The organism is Paracoccus laeviglucosivorans, assembly GCF_900182695.1.
GTDB lineage: Bacteria > Pseudomonadota > Alphaproteobacteria > Rhodobacterales > Rhodobacteraceae > Paracoccus > Paracoccus laeviglucosivorans.
In genome coordinates, this window is record NZ_FXTK01000016.1 from 46,410 (window position 1) to 70,066 (window position 23,657).

Genomic DNA, 23,657 nt, shown 5'->3' on the forward strand with positions numbered 1-23,657 from the left:
TCCTACCGATACGGGGTTCAAATCAAAAGGCACCCCGACATGAGCTTTGCCCAGGGCCGCGCCGTCGTCGCAATTCCCGGCCCCTCGCCCGTCCCGGATCGCGTGCTGCGCGCGATGCACCGCCCCTCTCCCGACATCTACGGCCCCGACCTTCTGGCGGAAAACCAGCACATGATCGCGCAGTTGAAACGTCTGGCGGGCACGACGGCGCATTGCGCGCCCTATATCGGCAACGGCCATGCGGCGTGGGAGGCGGCGAACGTCAACCTGTTCAACCGTGGCGAACGGGCGCTGGTCATCACCTCGGGGCATTTCGGACGCAGCTGGGCCGGATCGGCGCGGCCCCTGGGGATCGAGGTCGAGGAACTGGACTTCGGCACCCTCCCCCCGGACCCGCAGCGCCTTGCCGACCGGCTGGCGCAGGACCGCGACCACGGCATCACCGCCGTGCTGGTCTGTCAGGTCGATACCGCCAGCTCGGCCCGCGCCGACATCCCGGCACTCCGTGCCGCCATGGGCGACCATCCGGCGCTGTTCGGCGTCGATGCCATCGCATCGCTGGGCTGCGAGCCGCTGATGATGGACGAATGGGGCATCGACCTGCTGGTCTCGGCCAGTCAAAAGGGTCTGATGGTGCCGCCCGGTCTGGCGCTGGTCTGGTTCTCGGAAAGGGTGCGGGCGCGCGGACGCAGCACATTGGCCACCCCCTATTGGGACTGGCACCCCCGGACCGAGGCCGAACAGCTATGGCAATTCTGGGGCGGCACGCCTCCGGTCCAACACATCTTCGGCATGAATGCAGCGCTGGACCTGCTGCTGGACGAAGAAACCCTGCCCGTCGCATGGCGCCGCCACGAGGTTCTGGCACAAGCGACATGGGCCGCGCTTGAAACATGGGGCAAGGACGGCAGCGGCATTGCGCCAATGGTTGCTGACCCGAAGGGTCGCGCACGTTCCGTCACCGCAGTCGCCATGCCCCGCGCGACGGAGCTGCGCCAATGGACCCAGCAGGTCGCCGGGGTGACCCTGGGCGTGGGCCTTGGCGCCGAAAATCCCGACGCGGCGCTGCGCATCGCGCATATGGGCCACGCCAACGCCCACCAACTGCTGGGCACGCTGGCGGTGATCGAAGCGGGCATGGACGCGCTTGGCATCCCCTATACGCCGGGCGGCACGGCAGCGGCGGCAAGGCTGATCGCACAATCGGCGTGATCCGCACCAATTGAACGCTCGCATGGGTATTTGAAGAACTAAGAAGTTCATGGGCTGTGCTCCGGGACTTCTTAGTTCCTTAAATACCCATGCGAGATTGCCACATTTTGCAGGTTCAAGCAGCGGCGTGCGGCAGAACCCAAATGCCCTCTTGTGGGACGGCGTTCACACGCAGGGCGCAGCCATATGCATTGGACAAAATGGCATCCGTCAGCACTTCGGGTGGTGTGCCTTGCGCAACCGCCTGCCCTTTTTGCATCAGGATCACCCGGTCGGCATAGAGCGCGGTCAGGTTCAGGTCGTGCATCACCGCGACCACACCGCCGCCACGGCGCGCATATTCGGCGGCCAGCCGCATGACCGTGATCTGATGCGCGATGTCGAGGCTGCTGACCGGCTCGTCCAGCATCAGCCAGCGTGGGCCGTTCGCATCCACCGGCTGCCAGACCTGCGCCAGCACGCGGGCCAGCTGCACGCGCTGTTGTTCGCCGCCGGACAGTTCCTGATAAAGCCGCCCGGAAAAGCCAGGCAGATCGACGGCGGAAAGTGCGGCGGGGACCAAGGCATCGGCGCGTTCGCCGCGTGCCTCAAGCCCGATGCGAACCACCTCGGTCACGGTGAAGGGGAAGGATAGGGCGGCGGATTGCGGCAGGACGCCGCGACGTTGGGCCAGCGCCTCGGGGGGCATAGCCGCGATGTCATGGCCGTTCAGGGTGACGAGGCGCTGGCAGGGCAGCTCTCCGGTCAAGGCCCGCATCAGCGTCGTCTTGCCCGAACCGTTCGGGCCCACGATGGCCGTCATTTGTCCCGGTCGCGCGACGACCGAGACGCCTTGCAGCACATGGGCGCGGCCCAGATGCACGTGGATGTTCTGGGCGATCAGGCTCATAGGTCCAGCACTCCGCGATTGCGCAGCAATATCCACAGAAAGAATGGCCCGCCAAAGATCGCGGTGACGATGCCGATGGGCAGTTCCGCCGGTGCGATGACCGTGCGGCTGACCATATCGGCCAGCAGCAGCATCACAGCCCCCAGCAGGCCTGCGTTGACCAGCAACCAGCGGTGATCCGGCCCGATGACCAGCCGCAGCAGATGCGGCACCACGATTCCCACGAAGCCGATGCCGCCCGACACCGCAACACCTGCCCCGGTCGCGGCGGCGACCATCAGGATGGCACGGTTCTTGACGCGCTGGACGCGGATGCCGACATGGCCCGCCGCGGCCTCGCCCAGTGCCAGCGCGTTCAGCCCGCGCGCCAGCATGGGGGCAAAGGCCAGCGCCGCCAGCATGATCGGCGCGGCGGCCAGCAGTTTCGGCCAGTTCGCCCCGGCCAGCGATCCCAGCCCCCAGAAGGTCAGGTCGCGCAACTGCGCGTCATTGGCCCGCAAGATGACCACGCCCGCCACCGCCGACATGATCGCGGCCAGCGCGATCCCCGCCAGAAGCATCGTCGCGACCGAGGTGCGGCCCCGCCGCGTCGCAATGCGATACAGCACCAGCGTCGTCAGCCAGCCGCCAAGGAAGGCCGCGACCGGGACCAGATACCAGCCCAGCAGACCCGCCACGGCAACAGGCAGCGTGCCGCCCAGCACGATGGCCAGGATAGCGCCCAGGCCCGCGCCCGCGCTGACGCCGACCAGCCCCGGATCAGCCAGCGGATTGCGGAATAGCCCCTGCATCACCGCCCCGGATACCGCCAGCGATGCGCCGACGCAGATCCCCATCAGCACGCGCGGCAGGCGGATGTCCAGCAACACCACGCGGTCCTGCACCGCCAGTTCCCGCCCCGCCAGCAGGTCGCCGATGGCGCGCGGCAAGGATGTGCCCGATGCACCCCAGCCCAGCGACAGCGTCGCGACCAGCACCAGCAGCACCGACAGGGCCAGCGCCATCCGGCGGGCGCGGTGGCTGCGGTCGCCTTCAAGGAAATCGGGGCTGATGGCCACCATCACCGGCCTCCATAGACCAGATCATGCAGCTCAAGCGCCGCTTCTGGGGTGCGGGGGCCGAAGCCCAGAAGCTTCAGCCCGTCCATCATCACCAGCGCGCCGTCGCGCCCCGCCGGGGTCTGCGCCAGTGCGGGCATGGCCAGCGCCGCTTCTTTGGCCGAGGCATGGCCGCCCTGCGCATTCGCATCGGCCTGCGCATCGCCGCGCTGCATCATCAGGATCACGTCGGGCGCGGCGGCCACGATCGCCTCATCCGTCAGGGGCTTGTAGCCTTCGATGCCGGTCACGGCATTCTGCGCCCCCGCCAGCCGGATGATCCCGTCGGCCGAGGTATCGCTGCCCCCCGCCATCACCCGCCCGCCTTGCAGGGACAGCACGAACAGCACTTTTTTCGGCGTTCCGACCGACTTGGCGCGGGTTTCGGCATCGCTTAACTGCCCCGCCAGCTTGTCATGCAGCGCGCGGCCCTTGTCCTGCACGCCCAACGCCTCGGCCACCTCATCGACCTTGCGCAGAACGCCTGCGGTGTCATAGCCCTCGTCCACGGTGACATAGGGCAGACCCGCGGATTTCAGGACCGAGACCGCCTCGGGCGGGCCTGCGCCATCCTCGGCCAAAATCAGGTCGGGCGACACGGACAGCACGCCTTCGGGCGACAGCGCGCGCATATAGCCGACATCAGTCAGCGACAACGCCTCGGGCGGCCAGCTTGAGGTCTGGTCGCGGCCCACCAGCCGGTCCTGTTCCCCCAGCGCATAGATGATTTCCGTGACCGAGCCGCCGATGGACAGCACACGCTGCGCATCGGGATAGCTTTCGGCATGGGCGGGCGCGGCGATCAGCGCGGCAAAAAGGACCAGCGCCCTCATGCCGCGGCCTCGGCCGGCGCGGGAAGGTCCGTGACCAGCGCCGCCCATTGATCCGCGTCACCGCCCTTTTCAGGACGCAAGCCAAAGCATTGGAAGATCAGCGCGCCTTCGGCATCGAAGGCCTCGACGGAAATCGCCGGGCCGCGTTTGGTGGGCTTTTCGACGGCCCAGACCTCGGCCACATGGTCGCCGCGCAGATGCAGGTTGAAGCGGGGGTCCATGACATTCAGCCACGGCCCCATTGGCTGCAGCGTCTGGAACCCGCCCGAATGGATTTCGATGCAGCCCTGATTGCCGACGAACATCATCACGCCTGCGCCTTGGGCATTCACCCGCTCCAGCAGCGCAGGCACGGCATCGACCGACAAGGGCCGGACCCATGGCGCGCCGATGATGCGATAGGCGCCCAGACGGTTCATCTTCAGCCGCCGGATCAGGATGTTGAACTGATGCGTGTCGGTCATCTCGGCCCATTCGCGGCGCAGCGCGTCCAGACGCTCGGGCGCGGATTTCGGCCCCTCGACCGGCTCGCGCGGGGTAAATTCGGCACTGTCGGATTGATCCGCGACCGCCAGATCGCGCTTCAGCGCCTCCCACGCCGCAAGGTCCGAGCCTTCGCGCAGATGCACCTTGTGGATCGCATCGCCTGCTGCGTCAAAGACCTGAACGGAACGCCTGTCGCCCTTTTCGACCGCGAAGGCATGAACCCAGTGACGCGGGAACATCCGCATGTCGATTTCAGGGTCGGTCGTCATCGACGCATGTTCGCCATCGTGGAAATCGTTGTATGTCCCGACCTTCTCGATCACGCAGGAGCGGTTGCGGGTCAGGGCCATCACCTCGCCCAAGGCCTGCACCGCGGGGATCAGCTGTCCCGGCAGCGACTGGATCCGCGTCGCGCCGTGGCCGACATGGGCCGCAACCAGCGCGGCCTCGGGCACATCCAGACGCGCGGCAAGATCAAAGGGGCGGGCAGTATCCTCGGCCTGAATGCGGCGCAGATCGGCGGGGGAGTGGTCGGTCATCGTAAGGGCCTTGCTTTGCTGGGAAACACCTCTGGCAAATGGCTGGGGGCGTTGAATGAATCATTGACAGATTTAGTCAGAATACTTAACGCGGCGCAAGATGCGAGCCCCGAAGCCAGCCCGACCCACCAACAAGAAGAATTCGGGGACATATGCTACGCCATCCGATCCGCGCCGGACTGCTTGCCGGCACGACCTGCCTTACCGTTTTCGCAATCAGCCTGCCCGCCGCCGCACAACAGGCGCAGACCTATGTGCTGGACCCGCTGGTCCTGCGCGCGGGCAAGCCCAAGGTCGCGTCCGAAGTGCCGCAATCCGTGTCGGTCGTCGGCGCGCAGGAACTTGACGACATCGCCCCCGTCCATATCGGCGAGGTGCTGGCGACAGTGCCGGGCGTCGCGGGCGTCGGCTCGGGCAGCTTCTTCGGGCAGGGCTTCAACATCCGCGGCTTCGGCGCGGCCAGCAATGCCGCATCCGAAGCTGGCATCGTCCAGCTGATCGACGGCGAAAAGAAATATTACGAATCCTATCGTCAGGGCGCGCTGTTCGTCGAACCCGACTTCCTGCGTCAGGTCGAGGTGCTACGTGGTCCCGGTTCCAGCACGCTTTACGGCTCGGGCGCCTTGGGCGGCGTGATCGCGATGGAAACGATCGAGGCCGGCGACCTGATCCCCGAAGGCAAGACCTTCGGCGGCAAGGCCAAGATCGGCTATGCCTCGAACCCGGAAACCATTCTTGGCAGCGTCGCGATGGGCTGGCGTCTGACCGAGGATTTCGAGGCGCTGGCGGCATTCGCATGGCGCAAGCTGGGCGACAGCAAGGATGCCGATGGCGACACCATCGTGCGCTCGAACTCGAAGACGCCGAACCTGCTGCTGAAGGCCAAGAAGACCTTCGGCGATCAATATGTCGCCTTCTCTTATCAGCACCTTGAGGCCAAGGGCGAGGATCAGGACTTCAACCAGCTTGAGGGGTCGCAGAAAGACCTGTTCTATCCGGGCTTTTCGTGGGGTGTGGGCGACATCATCACACGCGACCAGACTGCAAAGCTGGTCTGGGGCTGGAACCCGCAGGACAACCGTTACGTCGATCTGACGGCAACCCTGTCCTATTCGAACACCATGAAGGACGTGCGGCAGGGCGATGATCCGGCCGAGCCGATCATGGAAAGCCTGCTGGGCAAGCGCGACTATCGCCTGTGGAAACTGAAAGTCGCCAACGTGGCCGACCTGTCCACCTCGGGCTATGATCACCACCTGACCACCGGGTTCGAGGTCTGGAAACAGGATCGTTCGTCACAGGTGCCGTCGTCATCGCACCCCGAGGGTTATACCCGCGCGTGGTCGGCCTATGCCCTGTCGGAAGTGACCTATGGCGATCTGACGGTGAACAGCGGCCTGCGCTATGAACGCCAGCGCACCGAACCCAAGGATTCGGTCAGCTTCGATGCCGACAATCGCGAATTCGAGGCGGTCGAGCCGCAGGTCGCCGCGATCTATCGCCTGAACGACGCGTGGTCTGTCTTCGGCTCGGTCGCCTATGTGAACCGCATCCCGTCGGTCGATGAACTTTACGACGGCTCGATGATCACGGCGCCCAATCCGAACCTGAAGGATGAAAAGGGCAAGAACATCGAAATTGGCGCCTCCTATCGCGGCAGCTCGCTGATCGCGGATGGCGATGAGGCGGTGATGAAGATCACCCTGTTCCGCAACCATATCGACGACATGATCGTGCGTTCGGGCGGCGGACCTTCGGCCTATTACACGAATATCGACAAAGCCTATCTGAAAGGCGGCGAGATCGAGGCCAGCTATGCCATCGGCGGCTGGGATCTGGGCGCTGCGGTTTCGGTCGTGGCGGGCGAGGATCAGGACGGGGCCGATCTGGAAACCCTGCCCAATGACCGCTTGACCCTGCAAGCCGTCTACATGGCCGGCGACGCATGGCGCATCGGCGCGCGCAGCACGCTGGCCGCCGGTCGCGACAAGCCCGATGGAACGCATCGCGGCGGCTATGGCGTCCACGACATCTTCGCGACATGGACCCCGCAATCGGGCCCCGCCCAAGGGATCGAGGTGCATATGGGCGTCGATAACATCACCGACCGCGACTACACGCCCGCAAGCTGGGTCAGCGGACCGGCCCCCGGCCGGAACTTCAAGCTCTCGGTCTCGCGCAGCTTCTAGGGCTGCGAGGGATTCACTTGCCCGCCCGGTTCCAATCCGGGCGGGCCTTTTCTTCCCGGCGATTGCGGCCCCGCGCCACAATCGCCATTTTGCCTTGAATGACAGGAGGCCCAGATGCGCATCACCGAACTGCCCGAATTCCAATCCGAGGCGATGCTGCCCGCCACCGATTTCGCCATCGTGGACCAGATGCTGCGCCATGAGGCCGAGGAACACGGGCTGGAGCTGCATAACGGGCATGGCCGCTCGACCTGGTGCCAGACGGATATGGGCGAATTCGGGGCCAAGAAGCGCGGCGATGACGTGCTGGTCTTTGCCCGCGCGCATCGGGCGGAATGGCTGTTCTCGCTTCAGGAAACCATCGTCTATCATCTGGCCGAGGTGCTGCCCGATCAGGCCCGCGCGATGCGCTGGTCGTCCTTGGCCGATGCGGGCAAGATCCCGCCCTATTTCAGCTTTGCCCGCGTGGGCGAAGCGCGCCAGATCGCGCAGGACTTCATCCGCCTGCGCCTGCACGCCCCGGATCTGGACCGACTGGCGACGCAGGATTCGATCCATTTCCGCATCGTCCTGCCGCCCGAAGGCGACGATGCGCCCGAATGGCCGCGCATCGCGCCCAACGGCCAGACCATCTGGCCCAGCGGGGCCAAGGCGCTGCACCGCCCCGCCTATACGGTGCGCCATATCGACTTGGATGCGGGCTGGCTGGATACCGACATCTTTATCCATGACGGCGGCCGGGTGACGGAATGGGCGCGCGGCAATCCGCAGGGCCGCCAGATCGGCCTGTCCGGTCCCGGCGGCGGCGGCATTCCGAACGCGGCACGGCTGATCCTGGCGGGGGATGAAACCGCCTATCCCGCACTGGCCCGCATGATGGAACGTCGCCCCGATGCGCAGGGACAGGTTTATCTGCTGGGCACGCGGGCAGATTACCCGCTGCCGCCCGCGCCGAATTTCCAGATCACCCACCTGCCGCAGGGCGAGGCGGAACTGGGACGGATTCTGTCCGCCAACCCGCCCCACCCCGAAACCTATCTTTGGATGGCGTCGGAAAAATCCGGGATCACCGCGCTGCGCAAGCTGATCCTCAACGAGTTGGGGCATGACAAGGGCCGCACTCATCTTGCGGGTTACTGGACGGCCTGACGGGGCAGAAAACCCGATGCTATAGTTGACAATTTTACCCTGACGTTTGATACCCTGCGCAAACCCGCAGCCAGGCAGGGTCAGCATCTTTCGGTGCGGGCCTGTGTCCAAGCGAAAGGCGGACGGACATATGCCGAAGACACGAAGGACCACCATGAGCCACATGTCGCTGCCGCGCACCTGCGCGGGGACCGCCCTTACGCTTGCCTGCCTGCTGCTTGCCGCACCCGCTACCGCTCAGGAAGGCAGCGCACAGACGCAAACCCCGGCGCCGGCAACGACCCCGACGCCCGCACCGGAAGCGGCACCGACTGCACCTGCGCCGACCGCACCTCCGACGACGGCTCCCACTCCGGCGCAAACGGCTCCTGCGGCTCCGGCTGACACCGCGCCTGCCGCACCTGCCCCGACGGCGACGACGCCCACACCTAGCGAACCTGCTGCACCCGCCACCCCGGCCCAGACTACAACGCCCAACGCGCCCGCAGTTCCGGCGGCAACCACGCCCGCGGAAACCCCGGCCCCGGTGCAACCCGCCCCCGCAGCAGATACCGCAGCGCCCGCGATCGAATTGCCCGTGACCGATACCGCCGCACCGCAAAGCGAAAGCATCCTGCCACAGTCGATCCAGAACATTCTGGCCCCCCTTGCCCCGCAGGAACGCGATCCGAACCTGCCCCATGACCTGTCGCCGATGGGGATGTTCTGGGCCGCTGACTGGGTGGTGAAGGGCGTGATGCTGGGGCTGGTCTTTGCCTCGATCGTGACCTGGACCGTGCTGGTCGCAAAGCTTCTGGAACTGGGCGGCGCGATGAAGCGCGTGCAGAACGGCATCCGCCGCATCGAAAACGCGGGCAGCCTGCCTGCCGCGCTGTCCTCGATCGGCAATCGCCGCGACCCGGTGTCGCGCATGATCCGCGCCGCCTCGACCGAATATGACCGCTCGGCCCCCGCGCTTGAAGTTGCAGGCGACAGCGGCCTGAAAGAACGCGTGGACAGCCATCTGGACCGCATCGAGGCCGTGGCCAGCCGCACCATGGGACGTGGCACCGGCGTTCTGGCCACCATCGGTTCGACCGCGCCCTTCGTCGGCCTGTTCGGCACCGTCTGGGGCATCATGAACAGCTTCATCGGCATTTCCGAAAGCCAGACCACCAACCTTGCCGTCGTGGCGCCGGGCATCGCCGAGGCGCTGCTGGCCACCGCCATCGGTCTGGTCGCGGCCATCCCCGCCGTCGTCATCTACAACGTCTTTGCCCGCGCCATCACCGGCTACCGGCTGCGCCTTGCCAATGCCTCGGCCGGGGTGCGCCGCCTTGTCAGCCGCGATCTGGACTTTCGCGGCACCCATTCGGAGGTCTGATCCATGGCCGGAGGTATCCGCGAAGGTGGCGGCGACGACCTGCCCGAAAACCATGAAATCAACGTCACGCCCTTTATCGACGTGATGCTGGTGCTGCTGATCATCTTCATGGTGGCCGCGCCCCTGGCGACGGTCGATGTGAACGTGGACCTGCCGATTTCCAACGCCGTGCCGGCGCAGCGCCCCGATCAACCGGTCTATATCACCGTGAAACCCGACCTGACGCTGGCGCTTGGCAATGACGACATCGCGCCGGGCGCGCTTGCCGCGACGCTGGCGCAGGCCACGAACAACGACCGCGAACAGCGCATCTTCCTACGCGCCGACAAGGCCGTGACCTATGGCGACCTGATGGGCGTGATGAACACGCTGCGCGAGACCGGCTATCTGAAGATCGCTTTGGTGGGCCTTGAGGCCGCATCCGCAGGCGGCACCGCGCCCACCGTGACGGGCGCGGCCACCGCTCCGACGGCTCCGGCACCCGCCGCGCCCGCTTTGGCAGCGCCCGCGCCCACCGCAGGGGCACCCGCGCCATGAACAACAGCCGGTTCAGCGTAATGCGCGACGGCGCAGTTTGGGGATCGGCGGCTGCTGTCGTCCTTGCAGCCCATCTGGGCGGCGCGCTGTGGATCCTGCATCGTGCCGAGGCCGCCGCACCGCCCGGCGTGCCCGAACCCGTTTTCGTCGAACTGGCCCCCATGCCCCAAGCCGCCGCGCCCGAGGATGAGGTCGAACAGCAGCAGGAAGAAGAAACCGCGCCGGAACCCCAACCCGAGCCGGAGCCGGAACCCGAACCCGAGCCGGAACCCACGCCAGATTTCGCCATGGCCGAGCCCCTGCCCGAGCTTGAGCCGCTGCCGGACATGAATTCACTGTTTCCGCCGCCCGCCGATGCGGTGGTGCTGCAGAAATCCGTCCGCCCCAAACAGCGTCCCGAACGCCCCAAGGAGCCGGAACCCGAAGTCGCGCAGCGCGAACCCGAACCCAAGCGCGAGGAACGCCGCGAACGCGCGCCCGAGCGGCAGGAATCGCGTCAGGCCACCACGCAGGTCCGCGCCCCCAAAGCCGAGCGTTCGGCTGCACCCCGGACGCAGGCGGGTGCCGCATCGCCCCGGCAGGTCGCAAGCTGGCAGTCGCGGGTGCAATCGGCAGTAGCACGACATATGGCCCGCACGCGCCTGACAGGCAGACCGGAAGGCGTCCGGGTTACCGTGGTGTTCACGATCACCCCCTCAGGCTCGGTCGCGGGCGCGCGCCTTGCCAGTTCCACCGGAGATGCACGCATGGATGCAGCGATCAGCCGTCAGGCCGCGCGCCTGCCCAAGATGCCCGCACCGCCGACCGGGCAATCGACCTCGATGACCCTGCCCGTGCTGATCAAGAACTGATCGGCGCAACCCCCAGAACGGGCGCAAGGCCACGGATCACCCCGGCCAGCGCCCGCGCATCCGTTTCAGCTTCGGCCTTGGCGCGCCAGACCACCGCCAGATCGCGCGATGGCGCGGGTTCGGCGAAGGGCACGATGCGCAGCCGACCGTCGCGGTTTTCATCCTTCAGCGCCAGTTCAGGGATCAGCGTCATGCCCATGCCGCTGGCCACCATCCGCATCAGCGTGGCCATGGAAGCTGCCTCAAGGTTCAGCTTGCGGCGCGCATTGCGCAGTCCACAGACCTCCAGCGCCTGATCGCGCAGGCAATGCCCCTCGGCCAGCAGCAGCAGACGCTCGACGGCCAGACTTTCGGGCCGCGCGGGACCGGAAAGATAGGTGGTGTCATCTTCGGACATCGCAATCAGAAAGCCGTCGCGTAGCACAGGTTCGGCCTGCAAGGCGGGTTCGGTCGGCAAGGCCATCAGCCCCGCATCGAAACGGTGGCTGGCGACGCCCGCGACCAGATCGTCCGTCACCACCTCATGCAGTTCCAGCTCCAGCGCCGGGTGGCTTTCGCGCAAAGCCGGGACAAGATGCGGGATCAGATAGGGCGCGACGGTCGGAATGATCGCCAGCCGCAGCCGCCCCGACAACGGCTCGCGCCCCGCGCGGGACAGCGCATCAAGCCGCTGGGCGCCGTCGATCAGATCCTGCGCGGCAGGCAGAAGCCGTTCCCCCAATGCCGTCAACCGCACCGGGCCGCTGCCTGCCCCGCGTTCGAACAGCGCACCACCCAGCCGCGCCTCCAACTGCGCGATCTGGCTGGACAGGCCCGGCTGCGAGATATGCGACGCCTCGGCCGCGCGTCCGAAATTGCGCAGCCGCGCCACGGCAAGGAAATAGGAAATCTGGCGCAGGGTGAAATTCATAAAGCTGAACTATCACCCCGCGCAGTTATGACAAGCGGCGATTATCTTTCGCGCGCCACCAGCAGCTTGTCGATTCGGCGACCGTCAAGGTCCACCACCTCGATACGCCAGCCGTGCCAGGCCACGCTGTCGCCCACCTGCGGGATCGCGCCCGCCAGATCCAGCACCAGCCCGGCTACGGTCGAGAAATCAAGATCCTCGCCCAGCGAAACCGAAAGGCGGTCGGCAAATTCATCGACCGGCATCCAGCCCGCGACCAGCATCGAGCCATCTTCGCGCTGGACCAGCTTGGGTTCGTCGTCATCAATGCCCGCGAATTCGCCGGTAATCGCCTCAAGCACGTCCATCGGCGTCACCACGCCTTCGAAATGGCCGTATTCGTCATAGACCAGCAGCATCTGACCCGGCGAGGCGCGCAACCGTGTGATGACCTCGGGGGCGTCCAGCGTTTCGGGGATGATGGGCGCGTCCTTCATCAGCTTGCGCAGGTCGAACTTGCTGGCATCCACGGCGATCAGGTCTGCACTGGCAACGACGCCGATCATCTCGTTCTCGTCGCCATCCTGCACCGGCAGACGGGTGCGGTGGCTTTGCTGGAACTTGCGTGCCACGGTCGCATAGGTGTCGCTGACGTCGATCGCGGCAATGTCGCGGCGCGGGGTCATAAGACCACGCGCGCTGCGGTCGGCGATGCGCATGACACCAGCGATCATCTCGGTTTCGGCGCGGTGGATCACGCCTGCCGTCTCGGCCTCGGCGATGACAAGGCGGATTTCCTCATCCGAGATCGAGCGGTCATCCGCCCCGGTCTGGCCCAGCAAACGCAGCACCAGCTTGCCCGAACGATCCAGCAGCCAGACCAGCGGCGCGGCCACGCGGGAAATGCCGCGCATCAGCGGCGCGACCTTGGCAGCCACCGTTTCGGGCGAACGCAGCGCGATCTGCTTGGGCACCAGTTCGCCAAAGATCAGCGACATATAGGTGATGGCAACGACCACCCCCCCCATGCCAAGGGGCTGCGCCAGCGTGTCCGGCACGCCCCAGCCCGGCAGCGCGTTTGCAAGGCGCGCGCCCAGCGTCGCACCCGAAAACGCGCCCGACAGCACGCCGACCAGCGTAATGCCGATCTGGACCGAACTCAGGAAGCGGCCCGGATCCTCGGCCAGCCGCAGCGCGGTCTCGGCGCCGCCGTCGCCCCTGTCGGCCAGCACCTTCAGTCGCGCGGGGCGCGCCGAGACGATGGCCAGCTCGGACATGGCCAAAAGGCCGTTGAGCAGGGTCAGAAGGACGACGATTAAGATTTCAATCCACATAAGGGGGTTTCAGGTCCAATCAGGATGCGCGTGGTTCATCCCAGAAACACGCGCGAGAAAAGAAAGATGACAGCCTTGATCATGGCATAGATCACGCCTGCGACAACGATCAGGGACAATGCGCCGGTGACGGCCCCGATGCCGACCCATAGCCCGTCGCGTTCCAGCAGGCCCAGCATCATCAGGCTGATCGCCAGCGCAGGCAGCATGTTGCCCAAGGGAACAGGCATCAGGATGATGATGGCAAGCAGAAAACAGAACGCGCCCACGGCACGTTCGGCATTGTAGTTCACCAGCGCAGGCACGCGCGGACGCAGCAGTTTTTCCAGCCGCGCCAGCAGCGGCGCGATCCGCAGGACCAGCGCCGCGAAATCGCCCCGCGCAAAGGTCCGCTGCGCGATGACCGGGGGCAGCCATGGCGTGCGGCCCAGCATCAGCTGGAATGTCAGATAGACCATCGGCAGGCCAAGGATCGCGGAAAGTCCGGGCGGCCCCGGCACGACATTGGGCGCGGCAAATATCAAAACCAGTGCCGCCAGCGCCTGACCGGGCATCAATGTCAGCAAGTCGGCCATGGCAATGCGTTCGCGGGTTTCGTCATTGGCAAGCTGCGTCAGGCGCTGCGAAAGGCTTTTCCGCGCTTGGCGTCTTGGTTGGCCGGGCTCCGGCTCGGGTTCATCCGCTATGGGGATGACTGGATCGACCTCGCCCAGCCCGCGTCTTCGCGAAGGCTCGGACTTGTCGGAACTGTCGTCGATCATCTAGGTCGGCGGCTTTTTCCGTTTCAGAACGCCCTTATTCTATCAACGGATTTCGCAAGGACAACCGCTCATGCGGTGCATGGGGCGATTTGTCTGCCAAAACCTGCGGCGGCCTGCGCCAGCCACCGCAGTCGCATATCCTAACGGATGAACAGCTTGGGTGCGCTTCGCGGTGCGGCTGCAAGAAACTGCGGCCCGGTTTTGACCTGTGCGCCCAGGGCTGCCGCGGCGTGCCAGGGCCAGCGCGGGTCGTAAAGAACGGTTCGGCCAAGCGCGATCATATCCGCTTCGCCCGTGGCAACGATCGCCTCGGCCTGTTCTGGCGCGGTGATCAGCCCGACAGCGACCACGGGCATCGAGACCGCCTGCCTGATCGCACGGGCCAGCGGAACCTGATAGCTTGGGCCGATGGGGATCTGTTGTCCTGCGTCCAGCCCGCCGCTGGAAACATGGATCGCGTCGCAGCCGCGTTCTTCAAGCGCGCGGGCAAAGGCGATGTTACCTTCGACATCCCAGCCGCCGGGTGCCCAGTCGGTGCCTGACACGCGGATTGTCACCGGATAGCCCGCAGGCACGGCAGCGCGCACGGCATCGAACACCTCCAACGGGAAGCGCAGGCGATTTTCCAGACTGCCGCCATATTCGTCGCGACGCATATTCGACAAAGGCGACAGGAACTGATGCAGCAGATAGCCATGCGCGGCATGGATCTGAATCGCGTCGATGCCCAGCCGAACGGCGCGGCGGGCGGCTGCGGCAAAGGCGTCGCGCACGCGGTCCAGACCCGCCTGGTCCAGCGCCACTGGCGGATTGTCCGCATCGCGGAACGGCAGGTCCGAGGATGAGACGGTCTGCCAGCCGTTCTCGGCATCCGGCGCGATCTGCCCACCGCCGTCCCAAGGCCGCGCGGTGGATGCCTTGCGCCCGGCATGGGCCAGCTGAATCGCGATGGGCATGTCGGACCACGCACGGATGCCTTTCAGCACGCGCCCCATGGCGTCTTCGGTCGCATCGTCCCACAGGCCCACATCGGCATAGCTGATGCGACCTTCGGGTTCGACGGCCGTCGCCTCGATCGTCAGGATCGCCGCGCCCGATTGGGCCAGCGTGCCCAGATGCATCAGGTGCCAATCAGTCATCTGCCCATCCACCGCGGAATACTGGCACATGGGCGCGATCACGATGCGGTTGGAAAGAGTCGAGCCGCCGATCTGGATCGGCTGAAATAGCTTGGGTTGGGACATGCTGCCCTCCTGCTGTTCTTGCCCATGTCAGTTAGGCGATGAACGGCAGGAGGCAAGCCCCTAGAAACTGTTTCGTTCGTGATAGGTGCGCAGAAAGGACTGAATGCGCGCGTCCTGCGGCTGGTGCAGGATGCTGGCGGGATCACCCGCCGCAATCAACTCTCCCGCGTCCATGAAGGCCACCTGATCCGCGACATGGGCGGCAAAGCCCATTTCATGCGTGACCACGACCATGGTCATGCCCTCGGCGGCAAGGGTCTTCATCACGGTCAGCACCTCGCCCACCAGTTCGGGGTCCAAGGCGCTGGTCGGTTCGTCAAACAGCATCAGCCGCGGTTCCATCGCGATGGCGCGGGCAATCGCCACGCGCTGCTGCTGACCGCCAGAAAGGCGCGACGGGTGGTTGGCCATCTTGTCGCCCAGACCCACCTTGCGCAGCGCATCTTCGGCCCGCGCCTGCGCATCGCGTTTGGACAGGCCACGGACGCGGATCAGCCCCTCGGCCACGTTTTCCAGCGCGGTCATGTGCGGCCACAGATTGAACTGCTGGAACACCATGCCGATGGAACGCCGCATCTCGCGCAGCTTGCGACCGGACATCTTGCGGCCCGGCGCGTCATAGCCGATCAGCTGGCCGTCGATCCGCACCTCGCCCGCGTCATATTCCTCAAGGAAATTGATGCAGCGCAAAAGCGTGGACTTGCCCGAGCCGGACGGTCCGATCAGGCAGGTCACCTTGCCCGGCGGAATGGTAAGGTCCACATTCTTCAACGCCTGAAACGGGCCGTAGAACTTGTTGACCTTGCGGATCTCGACTTGGGATGCCTGCATCGGTCAGGTCCTTTCGGTTAGCAGATGGCGGGTGATGCGCCGCTCCAGACGGCGGCCCAGACGCGAGATGGTTTCGACCAGCGCCCAGAAGAACAGGGCAAGCACAAGATTGGCTTCCAGATAGCGGAAGGTTTCCGTGGACATGCGCTGAACCTGATACATCAATTCGGGGACAGTGATGATCGACAGGATCACCGTTTCCTTGGTCAGGATGATCGAGAAGTTGACCAGTGCAGGCAAGGCCGACACCAACCCAAGCGGCAGCAGGATGCGCCGGACGATCGTCAGTTCGGCCATGCCGATGGCCCGCGCCGCCTCGATCTGGCCCACTGGAACCGCGCGAAAGCCCGAGCGGAAGATTTCCGCAAAATAGGGACTGCCATAAATCGTCAGGCCAAGCAGGCCCGCAGGAACCGCATCCAGCCGCAGCCCGATCAGCGGCCCGCCGTAATACAGCACGAACAGCTGCACCAGAAATGGGGTGCCGCGGATGATCTCGATATAGGCCTGAATGATCCAACGGACCCAGCGCGCGGCGTAGCGTTGCACCAGTGCGATCAGCAGCCCCAGCGCCATGGCGAATATCGTGCCAAGCGCCCAGCACAGAACGGTGTTGCCAAAGCCCCGCAGCAGCATGGGGCCGTATTGTTGCAGGATGCCGAAATCCATCAGATCGCCGTCCTGTGTTCAAGATAGCGGCCCAGCGCCGAAAGGCACAGGTTGATCGCCAGATAGATGCAGGCGGCAGCGATATAGACCTCAAGCGGGCGGAATGTCGTCGCGGCCTGCGCCTGACTGGCGCGGGTGATTTCCAGAATGCCCACGACCGATACCAGCGAGGACGCCTTTACCAGCAGGATCAGCTCATTGATCAGCGCGGGCAGCGACATGGTGACGGCTTGCGGCAGGATCACGCGGCCCCAGATATGATGCGGGGCCATGCCGATCGCCGCGGCGGCCTCGGCCTGACCCTTGGGCAGCGCGGCAATGGCCCCGCGCCAGATTTCGCTGATATAGGCGCTGGCGCAGATACCTACGGTCACCACGGCAGCGACGATGGCGGGCACATCAATGCCGATGACGGGCAGCGTGTAATAAAAGACCAGCAGTTGCACCAACAGCGGCACGCCGCGCAGAAAGCTGACCCAGACGGCGGCAAAGCCGCGCAGTGCGGCATAGGGCGACAGGCGCGCCGCGCAGATCAGCGTGCCGATCACCAGACCCAGCGCGATGCCCAGTCCCGAAATCAGCAGCGTATAGCGCGCCGCCCAGATGAGCGGCTCGAAAGCCTGAAGAAAGACGGGGATCGAAAACATGCGCGCCCTTGTGTTGAAGACGGGCGGGATGGACCCGCCCGCGATGGCTTTAGTTGGTCGGGACTTCGCGGGGAAGCTCGGTATAGGCGCCCAGCCATTTTTCCTGAATTGCCTTGACGCGGCCGTCATCGGTCATCTTCAGCAGCGCGTCATTGATGGCGGTGGCAAAGCTGGCACTGTCGTCACCCTTGCGCAGCACCCATGCGAAATAGGTCGGCGGACCGAAATTCGCGGGCTCGAACATGGCAAAGCTTTCGGGGCGGTTCTTGACCAGATAGGTCAGGTTGGGCAGCGAACCCGCCACCGCGTCCAGACGGCCCGTCGCCAGATCGGCATAAGCTTCGTCCGTGGTGCCGTATTCCTTGATGGTGACGCCGCCCAGTTCCTTGCCAAACGCCTCAAGCGCGCGGAACTGCGCCGTGCCCTGCTGGACGCCGACGGTTTTGCCCGCAATATCCTTGGGCTCCTTCATGTCGCTATTGGCCGATTTGACCAGCGCGACGGTCGCATCCGCGATCGGCAGCGTGAAGGTGTAACGCTCCAGCCGTTCGGGCGTGATGGTGACGGGGGCGATCACGATGTCGAACTTCTTGACCTCAAGCCCCGGCAGCTCGGCGGTCCAGGGGATATCCTGATAGACCGGCTCAGCGCCGATTTCCTTGGACACTTCGTCGAACAGGTCCTTGGTCATGCCTTCGTAAGTGCCGTTGGTCAGCATGTCGAAGGGCGCATAGTGCATGTCGGTCGCGGTGACGATCTTGCCCGCGGCCTTCACATCGGCCAGCTGGTCGGCCATCGCGGCAGGCGCAGCCGCCATCGCGGCAAGGCCAAGCAGCGCGGCCCTGAGGCTTGTTTGAAAGGTCATTTCTCTCTCCGTTGTTGGACGTGGTATGGGCGCGACAACGGTGCGTTGCGCCGTCGCGCCCTTTCATCAAAGAATTGCGGGAAGATTCAACCCATGCTCCCGCGCGCAGTCCAGCGCGATGTCATATCCCGCATCCGCGTGACGCATCACGCCGGTCGCGGGATCGTTCCAAAGCACACGGGCAATCCGCCTGTCGGCATCTTCCGTGCCGTCGCAGCAGATGACCATGCCCGAATGCTGCGAAAAGCCCATGCCGACGCCGCCGCCGTGATGCAGGCTGACCCAGGTCGCGCCTGATGCCGTATTAAGCAGCGCATTCAGCAGCGGCCAGTCCGATACGGCATCGGATCCGTCGCGCATCGCCTCGGTTTCGCGGTTGGGACTGGCGACCGATCCCGAATCAAGGTGATCGCGCCCGATAACGACCGGAGCCTTCAGCTCTCCGTTCCGCACCATTTCGTTGAATGCCAGCCCCAGCTTGTCACGGATGCCCAGACCCACCCAGCAGATGCGGGCGGGAAGACCCTGGAAGCTGATGCGGTCGCGGGCCATGTCCAGCCAATTGTGCAGGTGCGGATCATCGACCAGTTCCTTGACCTTGGCATCGGTCTTGTAGATGTCCTCGGGGTCGCCCGACAGCGCGGCCCAGCGAAACGGCCCGACGCCCCGGCAGAACAGCGGCCGGATATAGGCGGGCACGAAGCCGGGAAAGGCGAAAGCGCGGTCGAACCCTTCCTCCAGCGCCATCTGGCGGATGTTGTTGCCGTAATCGACCGTCGGCACACCCGCGTCGTGGAATGCCACCATCGCCTCGACCTGCTTGCGCATAGAGGCGCGGGCAGCGCGGGCGACACCCTTGGGGTCGCTCTCCTGACGCGCGCGCCATTCCGCGACGCTCCACCCTTCGGGCAGATAGCCGTGGACGGGATCATGGGCGCTGGTCTGGTCGGTCACGATGTCGGGCCGCACGCCACGGCGCAGGATTTCGGGAAACATCTCGGCGGCATTGCCGATCAGCGCCACGGATTTCGCCTGACCGGCCTTGGTCCAGCGGTCGATCATCGCCAGCGCCTCGTCCAGCGAATGGGTCTTTTCATCGACATAGCGGGTGCGCAGCCGGAAATCGGCGCGCGTCTCATCGCATTCTACCGCCAGACAGCAGGCCCCGGCCATCACGGCAGCCAAGGGCTGCGCGCCGCCCATGCCGCCAAGGCCGCCGGTCAGCACCCAGCGCCCCGTCAGGTTGCCGCCGTAATGCTGGCGGCCCGCCTCGACAAACGTCTCATACGTTCCCTGAACGATGCCCTGCGTGCCAATATAGATCCAGGACCCGGCGGTCATCTGCCCATACATCGCAAGGCCGCGCTTATCCAATTCGTTGAAATGGTCCCAATTCGCCCAATGCGGCACAAGGTTCGAATTCGCGATCAGCACGCGCGGCGCGTCCTTATGGGTGCGGAACACGCCCACGGGCTTGCCCGACTGGACCAGCAGCGTCTCGTCCGTTTCCAGCGTGCGCAGGGTGCCCACGATCAGGTCGAAATCCTGCCATGTCCGCGCCGCGCGCCCGATGCCGCCATAGACCACCAGCTCATGCGGGTTTTCGGCCACGTCGGGATGCAGGTTGTTCATCAGCATCCGCATCGGCGCCTCGGTCAGCCAGCTTTTCGCGGTGATCTGGTCGCCCGTCGCGGGGAAAACGTCGCGGATGTTGTGCCGGGGATTGTCCATGTCTTACGCCTTCAGTTCGGCGGCCAGCGCCGCAAGTTTCGTCAGGATCGCGCCCAGCGTGACACGCAATTCGCGCGACTTGTCCGGGTCATAGGCAAAGGGCGGGGCCTCATGCGTCAGATGGGTCGATTGGGCCAGCTCCATCTGGATCGCGTGGACGCCCGTGCCCGGCTGTCCGTAATGCCGCGTCGTCCAGCCGCCCTTGAAGCGCCCGTTCAAGACGCAGGGGCGGCCGGTCGCGGCTGCGACCTCATGCACGGCGGCCTCGATGGCCGGCGCGCATGACGCCCCGCTATTGGTGCCGATGTTGAAATCGGGCAGCGTGCCGGGAAACAGGAACGGGATATGGCTGCGGATCGAGTGGCAGTCGTAAAGCACCGCCACCCCATGCCGCGCCCGGACCCGCGCAATTTCCGAGGCCAGCGCCGCATGATAGGGCGCATGGAACTGTTCGCGCCGCGCGGCGATGTCATCGGGCGTGGGCGACACGTCCCAGATCGGTTCGCCGTCGAAATCGGTCAGCGGCACAAGGCCCGTGGTGTTCTGGCCGGGATACAGGCTGGCATCGTCCGGCCCGCGATTCGCGTCGATGACATAGCGGTGAAACGTCGCCCGCACCGTCGTCACGCCGGGCAGCAGCCCATCATAAAGCTGCTCGATATGCCAGTCGGTATCGGCCAGCAGCTGCCCCCGCGCATTCAGCGCCGCGTGAATATGGCGCGGCAGCCATGTGCCGGTATGCGGCAGGCCAAGGATGACCGGGCTGTCGCCCTGGGCGACCTGAACGGGGATCATGGGTGCACCTCGGCCAAAAGGCCCGTGGGAACGGCGGCGACCAGCACACCGTCGCGAACCAGCCGCGCGGCCTGCACCAGATCGGGGGCCAGATAGCGGTCCTGATCCAGCGGCTGCACTGTGCGCCGCAGTGCCCCCATCACCGCCTGCAACGGCCCCGAGGTCGCCAGCGGCGCGCGAAACTCGACCCCCGCAGCAGCGCAAAGCGCCTCGATCCCGATGATCTGGGCAAGGTTCGCGTTCATGCGGCCCAGCCGCCGCGCACCATGCGCGGCCATGCTGACGTGATCCTCCTGATTGGCGCTGGTCGGCGTGGAATCCGTGCTGCAGGGATTGGCCAGATGCTTGTTTTCGCTCATCAGTGCGGCGCTGGTGACTTCTGCGATCATCAGCCCGCTGTTCAACCCCGGATCGGGCGTCAGAAAGGGCGGCAGGTCATGCGACAGCGTGGGATCCACCATCAGCGCGATGCGGCGCTGGGAAATCGCCCCGATCTCGGCCACGGCCAGCGCGATCTGGTCGGCGGCAAAGGCCACCGGCTCGGCATGGAAATTCCCGCCCGACACGATCCGGTCCGCCCCCACCAGCACCAGCGGGTTGTCGGTGGCGGCATTCGCCTCGATCTCCAGCGTGCGGCCTGCCTGCCACAGCAGATCGATGCAGGCACCCGTGACCTGCGGCTGGCAGCGGATGCAATAGGGGTCCTGCACGCGGCTGTCGCCGGTGCGGTGGCTTTCGCGGATGGCGCTGCCCTCCATCAGCCCGCGAATGGCGCGGGCCGCGACGATCTGGCCGCGATGGCCGCGCAGGGTGTGAATTTCGTCCAGAAACGGCGCGGTCGATCCCATGATCGCATCCGTGGACAGCGCCGACACCACCAGCGCCGCACGGGCCGAGGCGAAGGCATCGAACAGCCCCGCCAGCGCGAATGCGGTCGAAACCTGCGTGCCGTTGATCAGCGCCAGCCCTTCCTTGGCGGCCAACACCACCGGCGTCAGGCCAGCGGCGGCCAAGGCGTCGGCCCCCGACATCTCATGTCCCTGATGGACCGCGCGGCCTTCGCCCAGCAGGACGGCAGCCATATGCGCCAGCGGTGCCAGATCGCCCGACGCCCCGACCGAGCCCTGGGCCGGGATCACCGGCAGCACGCCGCGGGCCAGCATCTCTTCGATCAGCGCCACGACCTCGGGGCGCACGCCCGAAGCGCCGCGGCCCAGCGACAACAGCTTCAGCACCATGATCAGCCGCACGGTCGCGGGTTCGACCGCCTCGCCCACGCCGCAGCAATGCGACAGGATCAGGTTGCGTTGCAGCGTGGCCGTATCGCCCGCCGCGATCTTGATCGAGGCGAGTTTGCCAAAGCCCGTATTCACCCCGTAGACCGGATCATCCCCGTTTGCCGCCGCCGCGATCCGCGCAGCCGAGGCATTGATGCCCGGACGGGCGCTGTCGGCCAGCCGCACCACCAGCCCGTTGCGCCAGACGTTTTCCAGTTGCGCCAGCGTGGCGTCGCCGGGGGTCAGGATCAGTTCAGACAAATTCGCCTCCGACGATGCGGGCATGAAGGGGATTGAAGCCGATGCGATAGGTCAGCTCTGCCGGGTGGCCCGCGTCCCAGACCGCCAGATCGGCGCGCAGTCCGGGGGCGATCTGGCCGCGATCGGCCAGCCCCAGCGCGCGGGCGGCATGATGCGTCACCCCCGCCAGGCATTCGGCGGGCGTCATGCGAAACAGCGTGGCCCCCATGTTCATCGCCAAAAGGATCGAGGTCATGGGCGAGGTGCCGGGATTGCAATCCGTGGCCAGCGCCATCGGTACACCCGCCTGACGCAGCGCGGCGACGGGCGGCAGTTGCGTTTCGCGCAGGGTATAGAACGCACCGGGCAACATCACCGCCACCGTGCCCGATGCGGCCATCGCGCCGATGCCGTCCGGTCCCAGATATTCCAGATGATCCGCCGACAGTGCGTGATGCCGCGCCGCCATGGCCGCACCGCCAAGATCGGACAACTGTTCGGCATGCAGTTTCACCGGCAGCTCAAGATTGGCGGCGTGATCAAAGATCGCCGCCATTTCATCGCGCGAAAAGGCGATGCCTTCGCAAAACCCGTCCACCGCGTCGATCAGCCCCAGCGCGTGGCCTTGGTCCATGCCCGCCAGCACCACATCGCGGATATAGGCGGCCCGGTCGGTGCATTCGGGCGGCAATGCATGGGCCGCCAACCAAGACGTCCGCACCGTCACCGGGCGCATCTGCGCAATATGTCGGGCGACGCGCAGCATCTTCAGCTCGGTCTGGACATCCAGACCATAGCCCGATTTGATCTCCAGCGTGGTCACGCCCTCGGCCAGCAGGTGATCGACGCGCTTCAGCGCGCTGGCCAGCAGCGTCTCCTCATCCTCGGCGCGGGTGGCCCGCACGCTGGAGACGATGCCGCCACCAGCCCGCGCGATGTCGGCATAGCTTGCGCCCTCCAGCCGCATTTCGAATTCGCGTGCACGGTCGCCGCCGAAAACAATATGGGTGTGGCAGTCGATCAGACCCGGCGTGACCAGTCGCCCGCCCAGATCGTGCATACTGGCCGCATATTCGGCGGGTATCTGCGACTGTGGGCCGACCCAAAGGATGCGCCCCTTGTCGATCACGATGGCGCCTTGCGGGATCAGGTCATAGCCGTCCGTCATCCGGGCAAGACAGGCGTTCGTCAGGGTAATCACCGGACAGCTCCTGCATTGATCTGTGATG

General features: G+C 65.7%; 22 protein-coding genes. 6 read left to right on the forward strand and 16 right to left on the reverse strand.

Features of this window, described 5'->3' with window-relative positions:
• Positions 1 to 39: 39 nt before the first annotated feature.
• Positions 40 to 1,212, forward strand: a complete 1,173-nt coding sequence (locus tag FN835_RS15330) for a pyridoxal-phosphate-dependent aminotransferase family protein (RefSeq protein WP_142664106.1) — start codon at positions 40 to 42, stop codon at positions 1,210 to 1,212.
• A gap of 115 nt (positions 1,213 to 1,327) precedes the next feature.
• Here the strand turns inward: FN835_RS15330 and FN835_RS15335 are convergent, their stop codons facing one another.
• The 4 genes from FN835_RS15335 to FN835_RS15350 are packed head-to-tail and all read right to left on the reverse strand — an operon-like array spanning position 1,328 to position 5,056.
• Positions 1,328 to 2,101 carry a heme ABC transporter ATP-binding protein gene (locus FN835_RS15335; protein ID WP_142664107.1) on the reverse strand — a complete coding sequence of 258 codons (774 nt, stop codon included), beginning with the start codon at positions 2,099 to 2,101 and terminating at the stop codon, positions 1,328 to 1,330.
• Positions 2,098 to 3,162, reverse strand: coding sequence for a FecCD family ABC transporter permease (locus FN835_RS15340; RefSeq protein WP_142664108.1), 1,065 nt, complete (start codon positions 3,160 to 3,162; stop codon positions 2,098 to 2,100). Before FN835_RS15340 ends, FN835_RS15335 begins: the two co-directional genes overlap by 4 nt.
• Positions 3,162 to 4,031: a heme/hemin ABC transporter substrate-binding protein gene (locus FN835_RS15345; protein WP_142664109.1), complete on the reverse strand. Its 870-nt coding sequence runs from the start codon at positions 4,029 to 4,031 to the stop codon at positions 3,162 to 3,164. The genes FN835_RS15340 and FN835_RS15345 overlap by 1 nt, the downstream gene beginning before the upstream one ends.
• Complete coding sequence (locus FN835_RS15350) at positions 4,028 to 5,056, reverse strand: hemin-degrading factor (protein WP_142664110.1); 1,029 nt, start codon at positions 5,054 to 5,056, stop codon at positions 4,028 to 4,030. Before FN835_RS15350 ends, FN835_RS15345 begins: the two co-directional genes overlap by 4 nt.
• A 152-nt stretch (positions 5,057 to 5,208) precedes the next feature.
• Here FN835_RS15350 and FN835_RS15355 point away from each other — a divergent pair, with 152 nt between their 5' ends.
• The 5 genes from FN835_RS15355 (at position 5,209) to FN835_RS15375 (ending at position 11,145) form a co-directional block, all read left to right on the forward strand.
• A complete protein-coding gene (locus FN835_RS15355; protein ID WP_142664111.1) occupies positions 5,209 to 7,245 on the forward strand; it encodes a TonB-dependent receptor domain-containing protein in 2,037 nt (678 codons plus the stop codon).
• Positions 7,246 to 7,359: 114 nt separating this feature from the next.
• Positions 7,360 to 8,394: a siderophore-interacting protein gene (locus FN835_RS15360; protein WP_142664112.1), complete on the forward strand. Its 1,035-nt coding sequence runs from the start codon at positions 7,360 to 7,362 to the stop codon at positions 8,392 to 8,394.
• Positions 8,395 to 8,548: 154 nt separating this feature from the next.
• Entirely contained in the window at positions 8,549 to 9,757 is a 1,209-nt protein-coding gene (gene exbB, locus FN835_RS15365) for a tonB-system energizer ExbB (protein WP_142664113.1), read from the forward strand.
• A 3-nt stretch (positions 9,758 to 9,760) separates the two neighbouring features.
• Positions 9,761 to 10,294 carry a TonB system transport protein ExbD gene (gene exbD / locus FN835_RS15370; protein WP_142664114.1) on the forward strand — a complete coding sequence of 178 codons (534 nt, stop codon included), beginning with the start codon at positions 9,761 to 9,763 and terminating at the stop codon, positions 10,292 to 10,294.
• Positions 10,291 to 11,145 (forward strand): TonB family protein, encoded by an 855-nt coding sequence (locus FN835_RS15375; protein ID WP_142664115.1) that lies wholly within the window; start codon positions 10,291 to 10,293, stop codon positions 11,143 to 11,145. The genes exbD and FN835_RS15375 overlap by 4 nt, the downstream gene beginning before the upstream one ends.
• Here FN835_RS15375 and FN835_RS15380 read toward each other — a convergent pair.
• From FN835_RS15380 to hutI, 12 genes are all read right to left on the reverse strand, one after another.
• Positions 11,135 to 12,055, reverse strand: coding sequence for a hydrogen peroxide-inducible genes activator (locus FN835_RS15380; RefSeq protein ID WP_142664116.1), 921 nt, complete (start codon positions 12,053 to 12,055; stop codon positions 11,135 to 11,137). The genes FN835_RS15375 and FN835_RS15380 overlap by 11 nt on opposite strands.
• Positions 12,056 to 12,096: 41 nt before the next feature.
• Entirely contained in the window at positions 12,097 to 13,368 is a 1,272-nt protein-coding gene (locus FN835_RS15385) for a hemolysin family protein (protein WP_142664117.1), read from the reverse strand.
• Positions 13,369 to 13,403: 35 nt separating this feature from the next.
• Positions 13,404 to 14,129, reverse strand: a complete 726-nt coding sequence (locus tag FN835_RS15390; protein WP_142664118.1) for an exopolysaccharide biosynthesis protein — start codon at positions 14,127 to 14,129, stop codon at positions 13,404 to 13,406.
• 140 nt (positions 14,130 to 14,269) lie between these two features.
• Complete coding sequence (locus FN835_RS15395; RefSeq protein WP_142664119.1) at positions 14,270 to 15,373, reverse strand: NADH:flavin oxidoreductase/NADH oxidase; 1,104 nt, start codon at positions 15,371 to 15,373, stop codon at positions 14,270 to 14,272.
• Positions 15,374 to 15,433: 60 nt separating this feature from the next.
• Complete coding sequence (locus FN835_RS15400; protein WP_142664120.1) at positions 15,434 to 16,204, reverse strand: amino acid ABC transporter ATP-binding protein; 771 nt, start codon at positions 16,202 to 16,204, stop codon at positions 15,434 to 15,436.
• A 3-nt stretch (positions 16,205 to 16,207) separates the two neighbouring features.
• The gene (locus tag FN835_RS15405; protein ID WP_142664121.1) at positions 16,208 to 16,873 is read right to left on the reverse strand and encodes an amino acid ABC transporter permease; all 666 of its coding nucleotides are present in this window, start codon (positions 16,871 to 16,873) and stop codon (positions 16,208 to 16,210) included.
• Positions 16,873 to 17,520, reverse strand: a complete 648-nt coding sequence (locus tag FN835_RS15410; RefSeq protein ID WP_142664122.1) for an amino acid ABC transporter permease — start codon at positions 17,518 to 17,520, stop codon at positions 16,873 to 16,875. The genes FN835_RS15405 and FN835_RS15410 overlap by 1 nt, the downstream gene beginning before the upstream one ends.
• 49 nt (positions 17,521 to 17,569) lie before the next feature.
• The gene (locus FN835_RS15415; protein ID WP_142664123.1) at positions 17,570 to 18,385 is read right to left on the reverse strand and encodes a transporter substrate-binding domain-containing protein; all 816 of its coding nucleotides are present in this window, start codon (positions 18,383 to 18,385) and stop codon (positions 17,570 to 17,572) included.
• A gap of 66 nt (positions 18,386 to 18,451) precedes the next feature.
• A complete protein-coding gene (gene hutU, locus FN835_RS15420) occupies positions 18,452 to 20,116 on the reverse strand; it encodes a urocanate hydratase (RefSeq protein WP_142664124.1) in 1,665 nt (554 codons plus the stop codon).
• 3 nt (positions 20,117 to 20,119) lie between these two features.
• Positions 20,120 to 20,911 carry an N-formylglutamate deformylase gene (gene hutG / locus FN835_RS15425; RefSeq protein ID WP_142664125.1) on the reverse strand — a complete coding sequence of 264 codons (792 nt, stop codon included), beginning with the start codon at positions 20,909 to 20,911 and terminating at the stop codon, positions 20,120 to 20,122.
• Complete coding sequence (gene hutH, locus FN835_RS15430) at positions 20,908 to 22,473, reverse strand: histidine ammonia-lyase (protein ID WP_185958711.1); 1,566 nt, start codon at positions 22,471 to 22,473, stop codon at positions 20,908 to 20,910. Before hutH ends, hutG begins: the two co-directional genes overlap by 4 nt.
• Positions 22,442 to 23,629 (reverse strand): imidazolonepropionase, encoded by a 1,188-nt coding sequence (hutI, locus tag FN835_RS15435; RefSeq protein ID WP_185958712.1) that lies wholly within the window; start codon positions 23,627 to 23,629, stop codon positions 22,442 to 22,444. Before hutI ends, hutH begins: the two co-directional genes overlap by 32 nt.
• Positions 23,630 to 23,657 lie beyond the last annotated feature (28 nt).

Bases quoted from the DNA above. Each gene is read 5' to 3' on its own strand.
- FN835_RS15330 (WP_142664106.1), top strand. From the start codon at position 40: ATGAGCTTTGCCCAGGGCCGCGCCGTCGTCGCAATTCCCGGCCCCTCG.
- FN835_RS15335 (WP_142664107.1), bottom strand. From the start codon at position 2,101: ATGAGCCTGATCGCCCAGAACATCCACGTGCATCTGGGCCGCGCCCAT.
- FN835_RS15340 (WP_142664108.1), bottom strand. From the start codon at position 3,162: ATGGTGGCCATCAGCCCCGATTTCCTTGAAGGCGACCGCAGCCACCGC.
- FN835_RS15345 (WP_142664109.1), bottom strand. From the start codon at position 4,031: ATGAGGGCGCTGGTCCTTTTTGCCGCGCTGATCGCCGCGCCCGCCCAT.
- FN835_RS15350 (WP_142664110.1), bottom strand. From the start codon at position 5,056: ATGACCGACCACTCCCCCGCCGATCTGCGCCGCATTCAGGCCGAGGAT.
- FN835_RS15355 (WP_142664111.1), top strand. From the start codon at position 5,209: ATGCTACGCCATCCGATCCGCGCCGGACTGCTTGCCGGCACGACCTGC.
- FN835_RS15360 (WP_142664112.1), top strand. From the start codon at position 7,360: ATGCGCATCACCGAACTGCCCGAATTCCAATCCGAGGCGATGCTGCCC.
- exbB (WP_142664113.1), top strand. From the start codon at position 8,549: ATGAGCCACATGTCGCTGCCGCGCACCTGCGCGGGGACCGCCCTTACG.
- exbD (WP_142664114.1), top strand. From the start codon at position 9,761: ATGGCCGGAGGTATCCGCGAAGGTGGCGGCGACGACCTGCCCGAAAAC.
- FN835_RS15375 (WP_142664115.1), top strand. From the start codon at position 10,291: ATGAACAACAGCCGGTTCAGCGTAATGCGCGACGGCGCAGTTTGGGGA.
- FN835_RS15380 (WP_142664116.1), bottom strand. From the start codon at position 12,055: ATGAATTTCACCCTGCGCCAGATTTCCTATTTCCTTGCCGTGGCGCGG.
- FN835_RS15385 (WP_142664117.1), bottom strand. From the start codon at position 13,368: ATGTGGATTGAAATCTTAATCGTCGTCCTTCTGACCCTGCTCAACGGC.
- FN835_RS15390 (WP_142664118.1), bottom strand. From the start codon at position 14,129: ATGATCGACGACAGTTCCGACAAGTCCGAGCCTTCGCGAAGACGCGGG.
- FN835_RS15395 (WP_142664119.1), bottom strand. From the start codon at position 15,373: ATGTCCCAACCCAAGCTATTTCAGCCGATCCAGATCGGCGGCTCGACT.
- FN835_RS15400 (WP_142664120.1), bottom strand. From the start codon at position 16,204: ATGCAGGCATCCCAAGTCGAGATCCGCAAGGTCAACAAGTTCTACGGC.
- FN835_RS15405 (WP_142664121.1), bottom strand. From the start codon at position 16,873: ATGGATTTCGGCATCCTGCAACAATACGGCCCCATGCTGCTGCGGGGC.
- FN835_RS15410 (WP_142664122.1), bottom strand. From the start codon at position 17,520: ATGTTTTCGATCCCCGTCTTTCTTCAGGCTTTCGAGCCGCTCATCTGG.
- FN835_RS15415 (WP_142664123.1), bottom strand. From the start codon at position 18,385: ATGACCTTTCAAACAAGCCTCAGGGCCGCGCTGCTTGGCCTTGCCGCG.
- hutU (WP_142664124.1), bottom strand. From the start codon at position 20,116: ATGGACAATCCCCGGCACAACATCCGCGACGTTTTCCCCGCGACGGGC.
- hutG (WP_142664125.1), bottom strand. From the start codon at position 20,911: ATGATCCCCGTTCAGGTCGCCCAGGGCGACAGCCCGGTCATCCTTGGC.
- hutH (WP_185958711.1), bottom strand. From the start codon at position 22,473: ATGCCCGCATCGTCGGAGGCGAATTTGTCTGAACTGATCCTGACCCCC.